The following is a 15,944-nucleotide window of genomic DNA, read 5'->3' on the forward strand; positions in this document are numbered from 1 at the left end:
TTGCTCCTTCAGTCAAAGCCCGGGACAACATGGCCGTCCAAGACCGGTTCGGCAACCTGATCATTCCGAAACGGCATGACGCGTACCCTGCAAGGGTGAATGATCTCGGACAGGACCTGGAACTGCGGCTCGTGCGCTACTTCACCGTGGTGGCGGCACACCAGCACTTCGGCCGGGCCGCAGCCGACCTGCACGTCGCCCAGCCGGCGCTGAGCCGCCAGATCCAACGACTCGAGAAATATCTCGGCACACGACTGCTGGACCGCACCCCCCAGGGCACCCGGCTCACTCCGGCCGGCCAGACATTCCTCCCCCGGGCCCAAGCCCTGCTGCAGGCCGCCCGCCAGGCCGAGCTGGCCGTGCGGGAACAAGCCCAGACCGAACGAATCACCATCGGCTACGTCGAAGACCTGGTGATCACGGCCGCCGTGCGGGAACTGCGGCACCGTCACCCGGGCGCTGAGATCGCCACCCGGCATCTGAACTGCCGCGACGTCGGGGCACTGTCCGACAAGCGCGTCGACGCCCTGATCGCGCGGACCCCGCTGCCGCTCGTCGCCGACGATGTGTTCACCACCCCGCTGTACGAGGAGCCCCGGATGCTCGTGGTCCCGCTCGGCCATCCCTGGGCCGACCGCGCGTCGGTGACCGCGGAAGAACTGGCCGGCGAGGAGGCGGCCCCGTGCGCGTTCGAGACCGCGGACTGGACGTCCTACCGGATCCTCGGGGCCGGCGTGCCGCCGATCGAGAGCTACGAGGACAAACTCGAACTCGTCGCGAGCGGCAGGGCGATCGCCGTGCTTCCGGTCGGCGATCGGCGCAGCTCACTGCGTCCCGACCTCGTCACCATCCCCATCGAGGACGCTCCCCCCAGCCCGGTCGTCCTGGTCAGCCGCAAGGGCGACCCGAATCCGATGATCAGGAATCTCCGGCTGGCGGCCAAGGCCGTCCTGACCGCCCCGCCATCCTGACCGAGAACAGCCGACCCGCTTGGTTTGGTGGATACTGCGAGCCCGGCCGGTCACCGGCGCTATGGGCCGGTGCCGGCGCCGGCCTGCAGAGCGAGGTGGTGGCTGGCGTGGAAGGCGTCGGCGGCTGCGGTTTGTTCGTCTGTGGGGTTCACGGGGTGGGCCTCTCAGGGATCCGGGTGAGTGCGTGCCCGACGGCGGCCAGCAGGTGGGCGGGGCCGGTGTGGGCCAGCAGTTGGCGCAGCGCGCGGTCGAGGCGGTCAGTCTCCTGCTCGGCATGCTCGGCCAGGGCTCGGCGCAGGGCCAGTTCAAGGAAGCGCTCGGGGGTCTGGCGGGCGCGGCGGGTGTCGGCCGTGAGGGCGGCGTGCCCGGGGGGCGGGAAGGCGACGTTGAGCAGCACGCTGTAGTCGGCATTGAGGTAGTGGGTGGTGATCACGTCGATGGGCAGCCGGCTGCGAGGAATAGTCAAGACCTGTGGATCGGTGTGCTGCGCTCTTCTTCCCACGCCGCGTCGCCGACCACGCCACCGTTCTGGCCGCGGTCAAGCCCTGGGGCCGTGTCCGGGGGCGGCCGGGCTCCAAAAGTCCAGCGCCGATGAGTTTCGGCGTCGTTCGCGGTCTGTCTCTTGAACCTGATCAGCCGCACTCGAGGAGAGCAACGTGACCGCTACCTACACTTTCGACGTTTTTTCCACCCTCGACGGCTACGGCGCCCACATCGGCAACTGGGGCGGCTACTGGGGCAAGCAAGGTCCCGAGTTCCTTGAGCGACGCCTCGCCTTGTACGACCAGGAGCAGCGGATGGTCTTCGGGGCCAACACGTATCGTGCGCACACCCAGATGCTGGCCTCGGGCATCGAGGAGTCCGAGCTGAGTGACCCCTGGGTCACCCGGATGAGAAACCTGCCGGCAACGGTGGTGTCAACCACGCTGAAAGAACCCCTCGACTGGCCGGACGCGACCGTCGTGAGCGGAGACCCTGTCGACATCGTCGCCCGGCTCAGGGAGGAATCCGAAGTGCCGTTGCGCTCGCACGGCAGCCTTTCGCTGAACCGTGCGCTGCTCGCCGCCGGTCTGGTCGACCGCGTCCAGGTGACGCTCTTCCCCGTGATCAACGGCCAGACCGGCGTAGACCCAGTCTTCCAGGGTGCGGCCGACTTCGAACTCGAGCTGATTGAGAGCCGGACGCTCGATGGCCACACCCAAGAGCTCATCTACCGGCCTACCCTGCATGTCTGAGTCCACCCATGCACCCACCCCTCCAAGCAGCCGGACCTGACCCGGAAGTTCCCTAGGACCGGCAACCGACTGGTGGCAGGGCCGCCTTGGTCACGCGGCTTGCTAGGCACCTCCTGATTCGTCGGGGCGTTCGACGAGCTGGCCGCGTTCGAAGCGGGCTCCGGCCCCGACCAGAGCGACCATGTGGGGTGCGTTCACCGCCCGCCACCGCTGCTGGGCGGACTCGACGAGCTTGAAGGCCATGGCCAGGGCGGCGGCACGGGAGCCGGCCCCGCGGGTGACCTTGGTCCGTAGCCGGACGGTGGAGAAGATCGACTCGATGGGGTTCGTGGTCCGCAGGTGGATCCAGTGCTCGGCCGGAAACTCCAAGAACGCCAGCAGCTCCTCCTGGTCGTCGGTGATCTTCTTGACCGCCTGGGGGAACTTCGCGCCGTAGAGCTGGGCGAACGTTTTGATCGCCGTCTCGGCGTGGTCGCGGTCCTCGGCGTTGTAGATGTCCTGAAGCGCCTGACGGGCGCCGGGATGGGCCGACTTCGGCAGGGCGTTGAGCACGTTAGCCGTTTTGTGAACCCAGCACCTCTGATGTGGGGAGGCGGGGAAGACCTCGGCCAGGGCCTTCCAGAAGCCGAGAGCTCCGTCGCCGACCGTCAGGATGGGGGCGCGCATCCCCCGGCGGGCGCAGTCGCGCAGCAGGTCCGCCCAGGACTCGCCCGACTCGCGGTAGCCGTCCTTGAGCGCGACCAGTTCCTTGCCGCCGTCCGCGCGCGCCTCCTCGTCGACGCGTTTGTCGTTCGCCCGCGGCGCCTTCATCCCCACCACGCCGGCCGCGGTGGTGACCTTCCTGGGCTGGTGGTAGCCGTTGCGCACCACGAGCCGTCGGCCGTGCTCGTCCCGCTGGTCGGCCAACTCGGCTATGTATGCGTTTACTTCGGCTTCCAACGCGGCGGCCGGCATCCTTCGTGCGCCCACCCGGACGATCTCGTCGATCAGGGAGGAGCCGTTGATGGGCGCCGACGCGCTGTCGAAAAATGAAGCGCGGGATCCACATCGTCCCAGGTCAGAAAACGGGGGCCAGCTCGACAATCACCGCGTAAGCCTGCCACGTCCACCCGTCCGTCGTTCAAGCGGATTACCGCAAAGCCCGGAGAACTTCCGGAAGGGGCCCTTCATGCCAACTGTGGTGCTCACCGCGTCAGCTGAAGTCCGGTGCGGAGGCGTCGCGAATAGGTGGCCAGTCACATCATGTACCGGGTGCGTCATACAGAACCGGCCCTGATGTCCACAGCCGGCACACGATGGGATGCAGAGGCGAGTATTCGCTACTCGGTCGTGGCCGGAGCTTCCCGCTGCCTTTGGCGCTGCTCGTACCGTGAGGGCGCACGGAGTATCCAGGACCACGACTCGTACTCGTCGACGGGTCCCACCCGGTCTGCGCCATCGATACAGCGCGGATCGTCCCGCTCGGCCAATCCGTAGACGGCCCATATCCGGGTCTGCTGGTCCTGGTCATCGAGCAGATCGGCCAGGGTGTCCCCGACGGCGGGTTCCGGATTCAGGCTGTACGCGAGCCCGTAGCCGGCGACTTGGCGAACGGCGGAGTCGGTGTCCCGGGCCAGTGCAAGCAGGGCGTTCAGCCCCTCGGAGGTGAACGTCTTCCGCCCAGACCTCTCCGAGTTCACGATTTTCAGGGTCGAAGGCACCGCAACACGGACCTGTGGAGCAGCGTGGGCAAGGAAGGAGAGCCCCAGTGGCTCGATCCTCGGGTCCTCATGGTGGCCCAGGCCGGCCAGGGTCTCGGCCAGGACGTCGGGGTGTGCCTCCTCCTTTGCCCAGTCGAGGAGGAGCTCGAGCGTGCGCTGTTCGAACGGACTCGGGAGGTTCGTCAGCTCAGCCTCGAGGTGGAAGCAGACCAGGACCTCCGCGCCGAAGCGGCGATGCAGGGGATCGGGATGGGCCCGCAGTACCGCCGCAGCCTCCCAGGTCTCCTCGTCCTGTCTCCCGGCAAGGGTTCTGATGATCTCCGACCAGACGGCGTGCCCCCGTTCCGGGTACTCGAGTGCGCACGCGCGAGCCGCCAATTCGTCAAAGCCCAGGTGCAGTCCGAAGTGTTTCTCGAGGAGGGTGAGGATCCCTGTGTGACCGTCGCGGACGGTCATTCCGCCGAGCCGGAGCTCGTGGTACTCGGTGAACCACTCCCTGTCCCGGATGCGAACCCGCTCGACCTCGTCCGAGGTGCCGGTCCGCTCCCGGAGCATGGCGACCGGGCCCATCTCGTGCCACTGCCGGCCACGTGCCAGCAGTCCCGCGCGAGTGGCCTCGCTGATCACCGCCGCGTCACCGAGCAGGCCGAAGACGAGACCGATGGAACCGCTGTCGACGGCCCGCAGGAGAGGAGTGGTCCCGTCGGGCAGCCGGCGGTCTGGATCCGCGCCGCCTTCCACCAGGTAGCTGGCGATCGTCGAGTTGAACGCTGAGAGGGCCAGGCAGAGTGCGGGGGTGCCCTTCTCGTCGAAGGCGTCGGGATCCGCCCCGTCCTCGAGCAGTATTCTGACCGCGTTCTCGTCCCCGCTCCGCACCGCCCTGATGAGTGGATCCTCGCCCATCCCCAACCCCCCTGTTGGTCTCGATCGCCACGCAGCCGCAGCCGTGAGAGACATCGTCGGCCGAGTCCATCACGCCGTCCCCGGGCCGGAGCCAGGGACTGAACATCCGGGCGTCGGGCCGCTGACGGCATGTCGCAGGGCGGATGATCCAGAGCCTCGTTCTGCGCGGACCCCCCTGGCTGAAGCAGCCTGTCACACCCAGTAGATCCGAGCGGCCACCGCGTGATCATCAAGGGTTCGTGTGGACTCCTGACGATCATGCTGTGGCTGCGGACAACAGCATAGATGCCGCCCGTTGGCGTGCGATGTCCGACCAGGCCATGGCCCGGATCGCGGGCCGGTTCAAGCGAGTGGAGCCGCGGGCGACGGCCCTCGCCTTTGTGCTCGCCCTGCTGTCCGGTGTCGAGCAGAAGAACTGCTGGCGGCTGGCCGAGCAGGCCGGTCACGCCCGCCCCGGGACAATTCAGCGGCTACTGCGAAGCTCCCGCTGGGACGCGGATGCGGTCCGCGACGACATCCGCGCCTACGTCCTCGAACTGGTCGTCGTCGCCTGGCTTACGCGGACGTGGGAGAGCCCGTCGCGGGAGCCTCGTTCGCCGGTGCCGGGATGGTCTCGACCGCCGCGATCTTCGTCACCGGCAGGCGGCCCGCATCTCCGCGACGCAGACGGTAAAGGCAGCCCACAGCACGTGGCGATCATTCGACGAGGCGGCAAAGACTGGCCCGCACAATGATTGCTCAGCCCCCTGACCTCGCCGTTGCGATGAGGCACCTCTCCGAAAGGCCCGCTACGACCGTTCAACGCGCCGCCGGGCCGCGTCCAGCGCACGGCGCTCTGCGAGGCTAGCCGGACGAGGGCGAGGATGCGGGCGCCGACGCCAATGGTGCGCCGTGTGCTGGCTCCGGCGGAGTGTCGGGCAACTCGCGGATACGGGGGACCGGCGAAGGCAGCACCCAGACCAGGCACATCACGGCCCCGGCCGTCGCGATCCACAGCGTCGGGCGTAGCCCGATAGTCGTGCCGAGTGCTCCTCCCGCGAGCGCGCCCAGCGGGCGCACGCCGTGGGTGAGGGTGCGGTAGGCCCCGTTGACGCGGGCGCGCAGGGCGTGGGGGATGAGGGCCGTTTGAAGTGAGCCCATCGAGATGTCGGCGATCATCGCGCCCACGCACGAGCCGAATTCGGCGAGGAAGAGGAGACTGAGGACGAGTGGGTCCGGACCGTCCGCGAGGGGTACGAGCAGCAGCGGGACTGGGAAGGCCGCGAAGCCGACGACGGCGGCGGGCCCGATGCCGATGCGGCGCACGAGACGGCCGGTGAGGGCGGCACCGACCAGCCCGCCGATCGCACCGCCTCCGAGGACCGACCCCAGCGCGCCTGCGCTGAGGCCGAGTTCCGTAGTGGCATAGAGCACGAAAAGCGTGTGAAAAATGAAATTGAAGAACTGAACCGAGGCAGAAGCGGCGAACGTGGCGCGCATGACGCGCGAGCGGAGGATCCACCGCAGGCCCGCGGTGAAGTGTCCTTTCGCGGGTGGCACGGCCGACGGTTCAAGGGGGGTGATGCGGGCCAGGCAGCACGCGGAGGCCAGATAGGTCACCGCGTCAGCGAGGAGCGCGAGCGGCGCGGTGAACAACTGGACGAGGAGACCGCCGGCGCTGGGGCCCGCGACGAAGGACATGGCGCGGCTGCCGTTGACAAGGGAGTTGCCCTCGATATAGCGCTCGGCAGGGATGAGCGAAACGAACAGGATGGTGTTGCAGACGTCGAAGAGGACGGTCAGCGTGCCGGTGCCCCAGGCGACCGCGTAGAGCTGCGTGAAGGTGAGTGCGTCGAGGACGTACGCGATAGGAACCGACGCGATGAGCAGGGCCCGCGCGAGGTCTGTGGCGATCATGACGCGGCGGCGGTGCGCTCTGCTGTCGGCCCATGCACCAGCGGGTAGAGAGAGCAGCAGGGCGGGCATGAGCTGCGCCGTGGCAAGCCAGCCCATCTGGGCAGCGTCGGCGTGGAGGGCGAGGACGGCGACGAGAGGGAGGGCGATCTGGGATATCTGGTCGCCGACGAGGGAGATGCTCTGACCGGTCCAGTAACGGCGGAAGGAGCGCTTGCGCAGCAGGTCGGGGACGGCCGCGGATAAGCGGCCCGAGGCCGTCATCGCGGGTCACCCGTGCTGTCCGGAGCGATGTAAGTCTCCTCGTTGCCTGCGTGCCGTTGGGGCAAGGGGAAGGCGGCCCGGACGATCTGGACCAGGCGTACGCCCTTGGGGCGGGCGGCCGGGTTGCCCTGCCTGTCCTCGTAGGGGCGCAATAGACGGTCGAGTTTTTCGCCGAGGTCAGCGAGTTCCTCTGCCGTCAGGTAGAGCACTTGATCGCCGATGTGCTCGGCTTCCTGCCACTCGCGGGGCAGATCGTGGCGCTCTTCGATAGCGCAGTTGATCAGCTCGAAGTAGCGTTCGGCGACCGCGGTTTCCAGGGCCTTGCTGGCCTCCGCGACGGCAGGGTCTTCGGAGTAGTTGGGCCACTCAGTGAAGCGAGCGGTGGCCCGCCAGGGTTTCTCACGGCCTTGGCCACCCGGTGCGACCTCGACCAGTCCGTACTTGGCGAGCATCCGCAGGTGGTACGAGCAGCTGGCAACGGATTCGCCTGTGAGCTCGGCCGCGCGGGTCGCGGTGAAGGGGCCTTCGGTGCGGAGCAGGCCGACAAGGCGCATGCGAGTGGGATGGGTATAGGCGCGCAGAGCGCGGGGGTCAGTGAGCCGGGTCGTACGGGCAGGGGCTCCTGATGGCTTGTCCATCTGACTGCTCGACATGTTGTAAAGATACCTTTAGAAAGATTTCTTTACAATAGACCCTACGTCGCCCTTGCGTCGGCACTGTGGTCTCCCATGGCTTGCTGCTGGCGCTGCGAGATGCGTGTCCGACGGTCTGCGAGAGCCGGATCAACGTCGGTCGATGCGAGTGATCCGGCCCTGGCGGCTTGAGGCTTGAGAGAGGCGACTGCCTGCAGGTGGAAACGGATCAGCAGCACCTGCGGTCGAAGGACCAGTGGGCGCGCATCATGCGCCGGCGCTCCGACTGGGAGGGTGTGCGGGACTTCTTGCCGCCGGGCGGCGGGCACCGCGCCCTGGGCGACACGTGTACCGCGCTGGAGACGCACACGGCCCTGGGCGTCGGCCCCGGAGTGAGTGCTGGAGCGCACATTGCTTGATGGGTCTCGCGGACTCCACTCTTGGCACACGGATGCCGATGCCCCAATCAGAGGGCGCTTCGGGAAGCCGGACGACGGGCCGGCGCTGTCGGAGCTGCCTCACTCCCCTGCCGGCCGATCCCGTCGGAATGTATGCCGCGAACTGCCATGCCCAGTGACGCCGCATCCTCGGACTGTTGGGAGCGTTCGGCTCGCGCCCTCCGCCCCGCCCAGGACCGCCGTCCGAATCCGCCGTCTGTCACCCCGCGCGAAACCCCCTCCTTTTGTCCTAACGCATCGTGTCGCGCCGGTCGTTGATCCCGCTGGGCTCACGCCACCGCGCGCAGCGGTCATGGCTCACCGACAACGGCCGGTGTGCTGGCCTTCCAGGCAAGCCACAGCCCCATCGAAGGTTGATCACGGCGGCCCCGATCACGTCACGTGCAACTGGCCCAGCAAGCGAGCGCGGTCAGCTTCTGTCGCCACCAGGCTTGCCATCTCACCGGCCTCCGTGGAACAGGGCCCGCTCCAGGCATCAGGAGCAGCGACCACCTCGACACGGACACCGGTCCCGAAACGCTGCGCCGCCTCATACAGCCGCTGCAGGATCTTGAGCGCCCGGACATCCAGCACGCCGACATAGGCCCACCACGTTCGCGAGGCCGCATCGAACTGGGCGACGGAACGCAGCCGTTGCCGCTGTTCCTCGAAGGCCGCCGGGCCTGCGGGAGCGGCGGCGGTGACCTGGGCCCGGGCAAGCGCCGGGTCTGCGACGAACGCCGTGACGAACGCCCGCTGCCGCCAGGGCCGCGAGTGGAATGCAGCGAGTTCGCCAGGCTGTGACTGGTGGGTGAGGATCCCGACACAGGTGGCGGCCGCGAGCACATCTGCCAACGGCAGGGGCTGCGGATCCGGGCCGCTGCGATGACCGTTGGGGTGGAAGAGCAGCAATCCGCGCAGCCAGCGGGCCGTCACAGCTGTCGCGTCCTCGAGCTCTGCCAGGCGCGAACTTCGCTACGGCGCCTGCGATTGGCATCACGCCGGCGGGACAACAGCGCCTGCTCCTCCCCCACCATCCCCGATCTTGCAGGGTATCCCCGCCTTCAGGCGGGGAGGGGATGCGTCCTCGGCCGGGAGCCGCGCAGCGGTGAAGTTCGCTGCGTTGTCAGAAGCCTTCACTATGTTGATCACAAGTACCGAAAGGGGGTGGGCCGGATGATCCGTGCGTACAAGTTTCTCATGCGGCCCACCGCAGCCGGACCGGAGCGTCGTCCCCTGCTGCCTTCAGATCCGCCCGCTTCGTCAGGGGCACGGTTTCTGATAGGAGCGTCCGCCGATGTACTGCTGCCACCTGTGCTGGGTCAGAGCATGCTCAGTGGTGGAGCAGATACGTCGTACGGCCTGGTCTGTGTCCAGGCCCCAGAGCCGTACTGTGCCGTCGGAGCCGGCAGTGGCGAGCGTATGGCCCTGGGGGCTGAACGCGATGTTGTTGATGCTGGAGGTGTGCCCTGCTATCGGGTTTCCCAGGGCCGTGGGGTGACCGGGATCGGTGGCATCCCACAGACGCAGCGCTCCGTCTTCTGAGCCGAAGGCCAGGGTGTGTCCATCGGGGCTGAATGCGGCAGCGTGCACGGGCCCGGGGATCGTGAGGATGCCGCTGAGTGGCGTGGGGCGGGCGGGATTGGTGAGGTCCCAAAGCCGGAAAGTCCCACCGGTCGTGCCAGTGGCCAGGACGTGTTGCCGAGGCGCGAACGCTGCGACGGTCCCTGGAAGGGGCCTGCCGAGCCGCTTGGGATGGACCGGGTTCCTTGTGTCCCAGAGCGATGTGTGATTGGCATCGTCAGTTCCTGTTGCGGCCAGCAGGGTTCCGTCGGGGCTGAAGGTCAGCTGTTGAATCATTCCGCCTTTATAGAGAGGGGTGCGGCCGAGGCGCCGAGGATGCTCGACGTCTCCTCTGTCCCACAGCCAGACGGAATCGTCGTCAGAATCGCTCAGGGCTACCGTGTGTCCATTGGGGCTGAAGGTCAGGAGCCATGGGATTTTGGGCATGGGCGTGAGGGGCTGGCCCAGGCGATGGGGATGGTCAGGATCGGAAGTGTCCCAGAACGTGACGATGTCGTTATGGCAGACGGCCAGGACATGGCCGTTGGGGCCGAATGCTGCGATGCGCCCCGGGAGAGCGCCACGACGAAGAACGGGGTAGGCGGGGTCGGTGGTGTCCCAGAGGCGGATTAGCCCGGTCTTTTGGCACATGGTGGCGAGGGTGCGACCGTCTGGGCTGAAGGCTGTCCTGGAAACTGCCCAGCAGCCCGTCAGTACGGTCGGGGGGATGCTCCAGGCGCGCAAGGTCGAGCCGAATGTGAACAGACTCCGCCCGTCGGGGGTGAACGCAGGCGCGATAGTGCCGGGGGACGGGTGCCCGAGTGGTTTCCCCAAAGCGGTCGGTGTATCGGGGTCGGTGATGTTCCAGAGTTGGGTTCCGTTGGTTCCTGCGACTGCGGCGATTTTCCCGTCGGCAGTGAATACCACGGCATCGGCAGGCGTGTTGTCCGATGTGCCGAGGGTTTCGTGTCGGAGGGCGGGGTGCCTTGGATCTTTGGTGTCCCACCATCCGACCTGGCCGAGCCCGCTGCCGTTGGTGGCCAGGTATCGTCCGTCCGGGCTGAAGGACAGTGCTGAGACGGTATCCGCGCGTTTGTCGAGCGTGCTGGCTACATCTGGGTGCGACGGACGAGAGAGGTCCCACAGCCGGACCCTGTCGTCGCGGTCCGCGTTGCCGGTGGCCAGGAGATGGCGGTGAGGGCTGAAGGCCGCGGTGTTGCCGGGAAGTGGTTGAGCGATCGGTTTGGGATGGGTGCTGTCGTGGACGTCCCACAAATGGATGCGATCGTCGTCATCGGCAGATGAGTATCCGACGGCGAGTATGCGGCCATCGGGACTGTACGCCAGGGAGGCAGGCGTTCCATCACCTGGGACGGCGAAGGCTTTGAGCAGGTCGGGATGTGCGGGACTGGAGATGTTCCACAACCGGATGGTCGAGCTGTCATCCTCCGCAATGGCCAGGACGTGGCCCCGTGGGCTGGACGCGATCGCGGAGCCTGTCAGCGGAGTACCGACAGGCCGCGGGCGCGTGACGTCACGGGTGTCCCACAGCTGCACTTTGCCTGGCAACTGACCCTTAACAGTGGCCAGTACGTGGTCGGCAGAGCTGTAGGTGATTGCGTTGCCGCCATTCGCTCCTGGTGGCGAATCGTCGTCGCCCTGCACTTCAGCGGCTCGAGGGTAGGAGACCTCGGAGAAGAGCGTGGCGGTTGTTTCACCGATCAGAGCCGTATACGTCTGCGGGGAGGAGTGCACGCGGTGTGCCGCGATGTCGAGTTCGGCCGCAAGCGACGCGTTCTGGGACTGAAGGGCCGCGGCGCTACCGCGCAGCCGATCTGCTTGCAGAGCGATTTGCCGGGACAGGGCGGTATCGCGTTGTGTGCGGGCGGCGGCCCGTTGCTGCAGGGCAACTGTCGCCGTCGCGCATGCCACCAGGACGAGCGCGGTCAAGCCGGCCACCAGCGAGCGCAGCCGACGGGTCGTGCGTGCTGCAGCCCGCTCCTCCTCGGCTCGCCCCTTGAGGCTCGCGGACAGGAAAGCCGACTCGAGCGAGGTCAGGTCGGCCCGCTCGGTGAAGGCCTCGGCCGTGGTTGCCAGGCGTATGCCGCGATACAACGCCCCCGGATCGCGACCGAGGGCATCCCAGGCTCGCGCGTCCTCGGTCAACCTGCGGTGAATACGCAGACGTTCACGATCGGCGTCGATCCATCCACGTAGCCGAGGCCACCCGGTGATCAGTGCTTCGTGGGCGAGTTCGACGGTGTCGTCGTCGAGTGTGATCAGTCGGGCGCGGGCAAGCCGTTCAAGCACAGTTGCGACGTCGTGGGACACGTCGGCATCAAGCTCCGAACGGAAGATGGGGCGGCGGGTGTCCGGGCTGCCCTCACCGGGGGTGATGAGACGCATGAGGATCTGCCGCGCCATCTCGGCCTGGTCGTCACTAAGCCCTGAATAGACACCCTCGGCGGTGCGTGCGACCGCGCCATGCAGGCCGCCGCTGGCCGCGTATGCCTGCTGGGTGAGAGAGCGGCCCTTCCTGCGCCTCCAGGTTTCCAGCAGGGCATGCGACATCAGCGGCAGTGCCCCTGGCGCCCCTTCAACCTCGTCGAGTATGCACGCGGTCAGGGACCGTTCCACGATCAGCCCCGCTGCCTGGGCAGGTTTGATGATGGCGTCCCGTAATCCGTCGCGGTTCATCGGGCCGACCAGCACAGTGCTGTCCTGCAGGGCTGCGGTCAGTGCGGGGTGCTGGGCGCAGAGACCGAGGAAGTCCGCGCGGACGGCGATGATGACACGCAGGCGACTGGCCGGGGCAGTGGCGGCCAGCAGGCGGTCGATGAACGCCTCGCGTTCGGCCGGGTCGGCGCAGAGTGTGTACAGCTCTTCGAACTGGTCGACGATCAGCCACGTATCGCCGTCGGCATCCTTCGGCATCAGGTGCTGGTCGTGGGTGCGTAACGGGTGTTCGCCCGGGGTGAGGACGCGCAGCGCGGCTGGCGGCGGGCTGCCCTCGTCCGGAACGCGGAGGCGGGGGACGAGACCAGCGCGCAGCAGAGAGGATTTCCCGCTGCCCGACGGACCGAACACGGCAGTAAACCGTCGGGAGCCGGTCAGCTCGAGCAGACGGTCGGTGAGTTGGTCGCGGCCGAAGAACAGAGCGGCGTCGGCGGGTTCGAAGCGGGCCAGGCCCCGGTAGGGCGGCTCGGCGTCCTCGTCCTGCGGGCGAAGCTCGGCCTGGGCCTCGGCAGCCGCCCCCTGCCAGCGTGCCTCCCACTGAGGCGCATCACCGCCGCAGGCCCGCACGTACGCGAGAACGACCGGCAAAGTCGGCAGCCGCTCACCTCCGGCGGCCTGTGACAAGGTGCTCGCTCCCTGCCCGGTGCGCTGCGCCATCACCCGGTACGACGGAGTGCCAGCTTCTGCCCGCAGCTTCCGTAACTCGGCGGCGAAACGCTGCACTGGCCCCTGACTCGGATCGAGTGGGCTTTCCGGACGCCCCGCCATCGACGCACCTCCACTACTCGCCCGCCTCCCCCGTGGACGCGGCGTAACGGCCAGCCACGCTACGCATGCTCGTCGCCGAAGGACAAAGCAGGGGCGCCTTCTTTGGTCAGGGCAGCACTGCCATGCCGTGATCTGCGGCGCAGCCATTGATCAGAGTGGCGGGGCTGGCTGCCCATTCAATTCCGGAACCGCTGAACTCGGTGATGCGCCACCCCGCAGTGGTGCTGGTGCGGGGAACCGGCCGTCGCCCTCACGGGGGGGGTGGGCGACGGCGCCCCGGCACTGGACCGAGCCAGGTGTTCGTCCTCCTTGCTTGTGTCCAGGCACCTAGATCAACAACGAGAGGACACAGCATGGCCATCACTACCGTGTGCAAGCGGATCGGGCTTGCCGGCGCCGCACTGTCCCTGGGCGCAGGTCTCGCTGCCGGTATCCCAGCCCAGGCCAGCGCCGAGCCGACAGCACCTCTTGTCCTTCACCAGACCCGGCTGTGGACCCAGGTCGGCGGCGGCGCGAACGGATACGTCGACATCAAGCACACGTACTCCGGCAGCGGCCACTACACAGGCAGGATGACCGGCACGCTGCATCACTACTGGGCGCCGCGCGACCGCGAGGTCGTCGTCATCTTCAGGGTCGACGGAACCTTCGGCGGCCAGTCGAAGGTGACCAAGAGCACCGTCACGTTCGACAAGCCGTACAACCACCGCAAGAGGGTCTCCGCACGCATCTGCCTGCACCGCAGCGGCGTACCCATCCACCTCAACTCCGGGGTCTCCTACTGCAGCCCGTGGTGGGGATGAGGCCCTTCGTCCGTCCGCGACCGTTCTCCAAATCGAAGAAAGGCGGAAGACAGTGGAAAGGCAGCAGCCATTCTGCAGCACACGGACGGTGTGGGCTGTGTTCGCGCTCATCACCGCGATGCTGACGCTGCTCTCGGTGCCGACGGGCGCCCAGGCTGTCAGTGCAGGCGGGTCCGCGGCGTCGCCCACCCGCGCCGTAGGAGGCCCGGCACCGGGCGCCTCGATCTTGGGCGAGCAGGCGTCAGGCCTGGCGACGAGCGATGCGACCTCACTGCGGTACTACGTCGGGTGCTATGCGCACGCCACCAAGCCGTTCACCGTGATCCGCAGCAGCCGAGACATCCACGCGGAGGCCTACCTCACCTCCTGCTTCGGTTCCCCGAACAGCTGTCATCTGGGCGTGGACTTGGAGCAGTACAACGGGTACACCCACCAATGGCACGTGGTGGCCCACAACGGGGGGTCCTGGAAAGCGTGCAAGATCGGTAAGCCGGTACAGGCGGACTACCGAAACTGCCATCACGACAATTCCACTCGGTGGTACTACCGGTCGTCCATCTACCTCGTCGTGAAGAAGGGCGAACGGTACGGGAATATGGGGCACACCTACAGCAAGGGAAACGAGTTCTGGTGCTCTTGACGAACGCCCAGGCGACAACCGCGTCCGCGAGCTCGACGAAGCGACCGGGCACCACAGAATGATCATTTGAGTAATACCGGTCAACCACATGAAGTGCGCTGCCTGGCGTGGTCCAACTCGCCGACTACCTCCAGCAGCACGGCCGCCGCACCCGCCAGCCCCTCTGTCCGCCCGCCGCCTTCTGGGACGCCGCCACCCACCACCTCACCAGCCCGAACGACCTAGCCCGTCTCACTGACGCCGCCTATCGACGGCTCCGTCTCCGCCACACCGCTCTGCTGTACTGCGCCGCCGCCGATGCCGGAAACGCGCATGCCCTGGCGACGCTGGCACGCATGTGAGAGCACGCCGGGGACTTGGCGGGAGTCGAACGGTTGCACGGGGCCGCCGCCGACGCTGGACACGCCTCCGCCCTGACGTGGCTGGCAGAGCGGCAGGCGGACTTCGGGGACTGGGAGGGGGCCCAACGGCTTGCCAACCAGTTTGCCGACGCCGAAAAGGGCCAGGCCCTGGTGTCACTGGCACGGATTCGGTGGGCGGCCGGGGACTGGGACCAAGCCGAGCGGCTGTGCCGGGCAGCCGCTGCCACCGGCTTGGGACCGGGATGGAGTAAAGCGGTTGTACCGCGCTGGCGCCGACACCGGAGAGACTTACGCTCTGATCTGGCCGGCGGGCAGACGCGAGAACGCGGGAGACCGGGACGAGGCCGAGCGGCTGGCCCACCAAGCCGCTGACACCGGAGACTCCCATGTTCTGACCTGGCTGGCGGACAGACGGGAGAGGGCCGGGGACCGCGAGGGAGTTGAGCGGCCGACCCACCTAGCCGCCACCGCCGGAGACCACAATGCTCTGACCTGGCCGGCGCGGCTGAGGGAGAGGGCCGGGGACCGCGAGGGAGTTGAGCGGCCGGCCCACCAAGCCGCTGACGTCGGCGCGCACCATGTCCTGATCGGTCTGAGGCATGAGTATGGGCGTTACGGCCTTGAAGCAGACGGAGCAGCCTCCGGGCCATGGGCATAGCCCGAACCGCACGCGGCTGCCGGCGGCTCACCGTAGGGACTTCACCCCGTGCGGTCTCAGTGCGTCCCGCCAGCCCTCTGGCCAGGTGTGACTCCGGCTCGCAACCTACGAACCGGAGTCACAGTGGGTGGAGCGAGCAGCTGAACCTCGTCACCGAGCACGGCGCCGACCTGGACGCGGCGGCGATGTGGCGGGCGCTGGAGACGGAGATCGGGCCGAGGGACGAGGTCGAGTCCGCCGCGTCGCCGCCGGACGATGACCGAGCCCTTCCCGCCCCCGTCGCCGACCTCTGCCGAAGAGCGGCGTGCTCGCCATGACGCGATGCAGGCCGCCGCCCGCAACGAGATCCGCGCGCAGACCCTCGACCGCTACCTGGCCC

Annotated in this window: 13 protein-coding genes and 1 pseudogene; 7 read left to right on the forward strand and 7 right to left on the reverse strand. The window is 67.8% G+C overall.

Annotation, left to right across the window (positions count from 1 at the left end):
- Positions 1-95 precede the first annotated feature (95 nt).
- Entirely contained in the window at positions 96-971 is an 876-nt protein-coding gene (locus tag ACWC1K_RS41855; RefSeq protein ID WP_450838507.1) for a LysR family transcriptional regulator, read from the forward strand.
- Positions 972-1,119: 148 nt separating this feature from the next.
- Here the strand turns inward: ACWC1K_RS41855 and ACWC1K_RS41860 are convergent, their stop codons facing one another.
- Positions 1,120-1,437: a hypothetical protein gene (locus ACWC1K_RS41860; protein ID WP_450838509.1), complete on the reverse strand. Its 318-nt coding sequence runs from the start codon at positions 1,435-1,437 to the stop codon at positions 1,120-1,122.
- Between the two features lie 190 nt (positions 1,438-1,627).
- Between ACWC1K_RS41860 and ACWC1K_RS41865 the strand changes: the two genes are divergently transcribed.
- Positions 1,628-2,206, forward strand: coding sequence for a dihydrofolate reductase family protein (locus ACWC1K_RS41865; RefSeq protein WP_450838510.1), 579 nt, complete (start codon positions 1,628-1,630; stop codon positions 2,204-2,206).
- Between the two features lie 102 nt (positions 2,207-2,308).
- On the opposite strand, the gene ACWC1K_RS41870 is transcribed toward ACWC1K_RS41865, so the two are convergent.
- A complete protein-coding gene (locus tag ACWC1K_RS41870) occupies positions 2,309-3,211 on the reverse strand; it encodes an IS256 family transposase (protein ID WP_450838530.1) in 903 nt (300 codons plus the stop codon).
- 314 nt (positions 3,212-3,525) lie between these two features.
- Complete coding sequence (locus ACWC1K_RS41875; protein WP_450838511.1) at positions 3,526-4,809, reverse strand: ankyrin repeat domain-containing protein; 1,284 nt, start codon at positions 4,807-4,809, stop codon at positions 3,526-3,528.
- Positions 4,810-5,129: 320 nt separating this feature from the next.
- Here ACWC1K_RS41875 and ACWC1K_RS41880 point away from each other — a divergent pair.
- A pseudogene (locus tag ACWC1K_RS41880) lies at positions 5,130-5,345 on the forward strand (IS701 family transposase); the annotation flags it as partial.
- Between the two features lie 307 nt (positions 5,346-5,652).
- On the opposite strand, the gene ACWC1K_RS41885 reads toward ACWC1K_RS41880, so the two are convergent.
- Both ACWC1K_RS41885 and ACWC1K_RS41890 read right to left on the reverse strand, forming a co-directional pair.
- Positions 5,653-6,966 carry an MFS transporter gene (locus ACWC1K_RS41885; RefSeq protein WP_450838513.1) on the reverse strand — a complete coding sequence of 438 codons (1,314 nt, stop codon included), beginning with the start codon at positions 6,964-6,966 and terminating at the stop codon, positions 5,653-5,655.
- Complete coding sequence (locus tag ACWC1K_RS41890) at positions 6,963-7,619, reverse strand: winged helix-turn-helix domain-containing protein (RefSeq protein ID WP_450838514.1); 657 nt, start codon at positions 7,617-7,619, stop codon at positions 6,963-6,965. The genes ACWC1K_RS41885 and ACWC1K_RS41890 overlap by 4 nt, the downstream gene beginning before the upstream one ends.
- A 197-nt stretch (positions 7,620-7,816) precedes the next feature.
- On the opposite strand from ACWC1K_RS41890, the gene ACWC1K_RS41895 reads away from it, so the two are divergent.
- Positions 7,817-8,017: a hypothetical protein gene (locus tag ACWC1K_RS41895; protein WP_450838516.1), complete on the forward strand. Its 201-nt coding sequence runs from the start codon at positions 7,817-7,819 to the stop codon at positions 8,015-8,017.
- A gap of 411 nt (positions 8,018-8,428) precedes the next feature.
- Here ACWC1K_RS41895 and ACWC1K_RS41900 read toward each other — a convergent pair whose 3' ends face one another.
- Positions 8,429-8,998, reverse strand: coding sequence for a DUF6919 domain-containing protein (locus tag ACWC1K_RS41900; protein WP_450838532.1), 570 nt, complete (start codon positions 8,996-8,998; stop codon positions 8,429-8,431).
- 300 nt (positions 8,999-9,298) lie between these two features.
- Positions 9,299-13,102 carry an nSTAND1 domain-containing NTPase gene (locus ACWC1K_RS41905; RefSeq protein WP_450838517.1) on the reverse strand — a complete coding sequence of 1,268 codons (3,804 nt, stop codon included), beginning with the start codon at positions 13,100-13,102 and terminating at the stop codon, positions 9,299-9,301.
- Between the two features lie 353 nt (positions 13,103-13,455).
- Here ACWC1K_RS41905 and ACWC1K_RS41910 point away from each other — a divergent pair, with 353 nt between their 5' ends.
- From ACWC1K_RS41910 to ACWC1K_RS41920, 3 genes are all read left to right on the forward strand, one after another.
- Positions 13,456-13,905 carry a hypothetical protein gene (locus ACWC1K_RS41910; RefSeq protein ID WP_450838518.1) on the forward strand — a complete coding sequence of 150 codons (450 nt, stop codon included), beginning with the start codon at positions 13,456-13,458 and terminating at the stop codon, positions 13,903-13,905.
- A gap of 97 nt (positions 13,906-14,002) precedes the next feature.
- The gene (locus ACWC1K_RS41915) at positions 14,003-14,545 is read left to right on the forward strand and encodes a hypothetical protein (protein WP_450838520.1); all 543 of its coding nucleotides are present in this window, start codon (positions 14,003-14,005) and stop codon (positions 14,543-14,545) included.
- A 107-nt stretch (positions 14,546-14,652) separates the two neighbouring features.
- Positions 14,653-14,886 (forward strand): hypothetical protein, encoded by a 234-nt coding sequence (locus tag ACWC1K_RS41920; protein WP_450838522.1) that lies wholly within the window; start codon positions 14,653-14,655, stop codon positions 14,884-14,886.
- The last annotated feature ends 1,058 nt before the right edge of the window (positions 14,887-15,944 follow it).

The organism is Streptomyces sp. NPDC001492 (assembly GCF_053597275.1).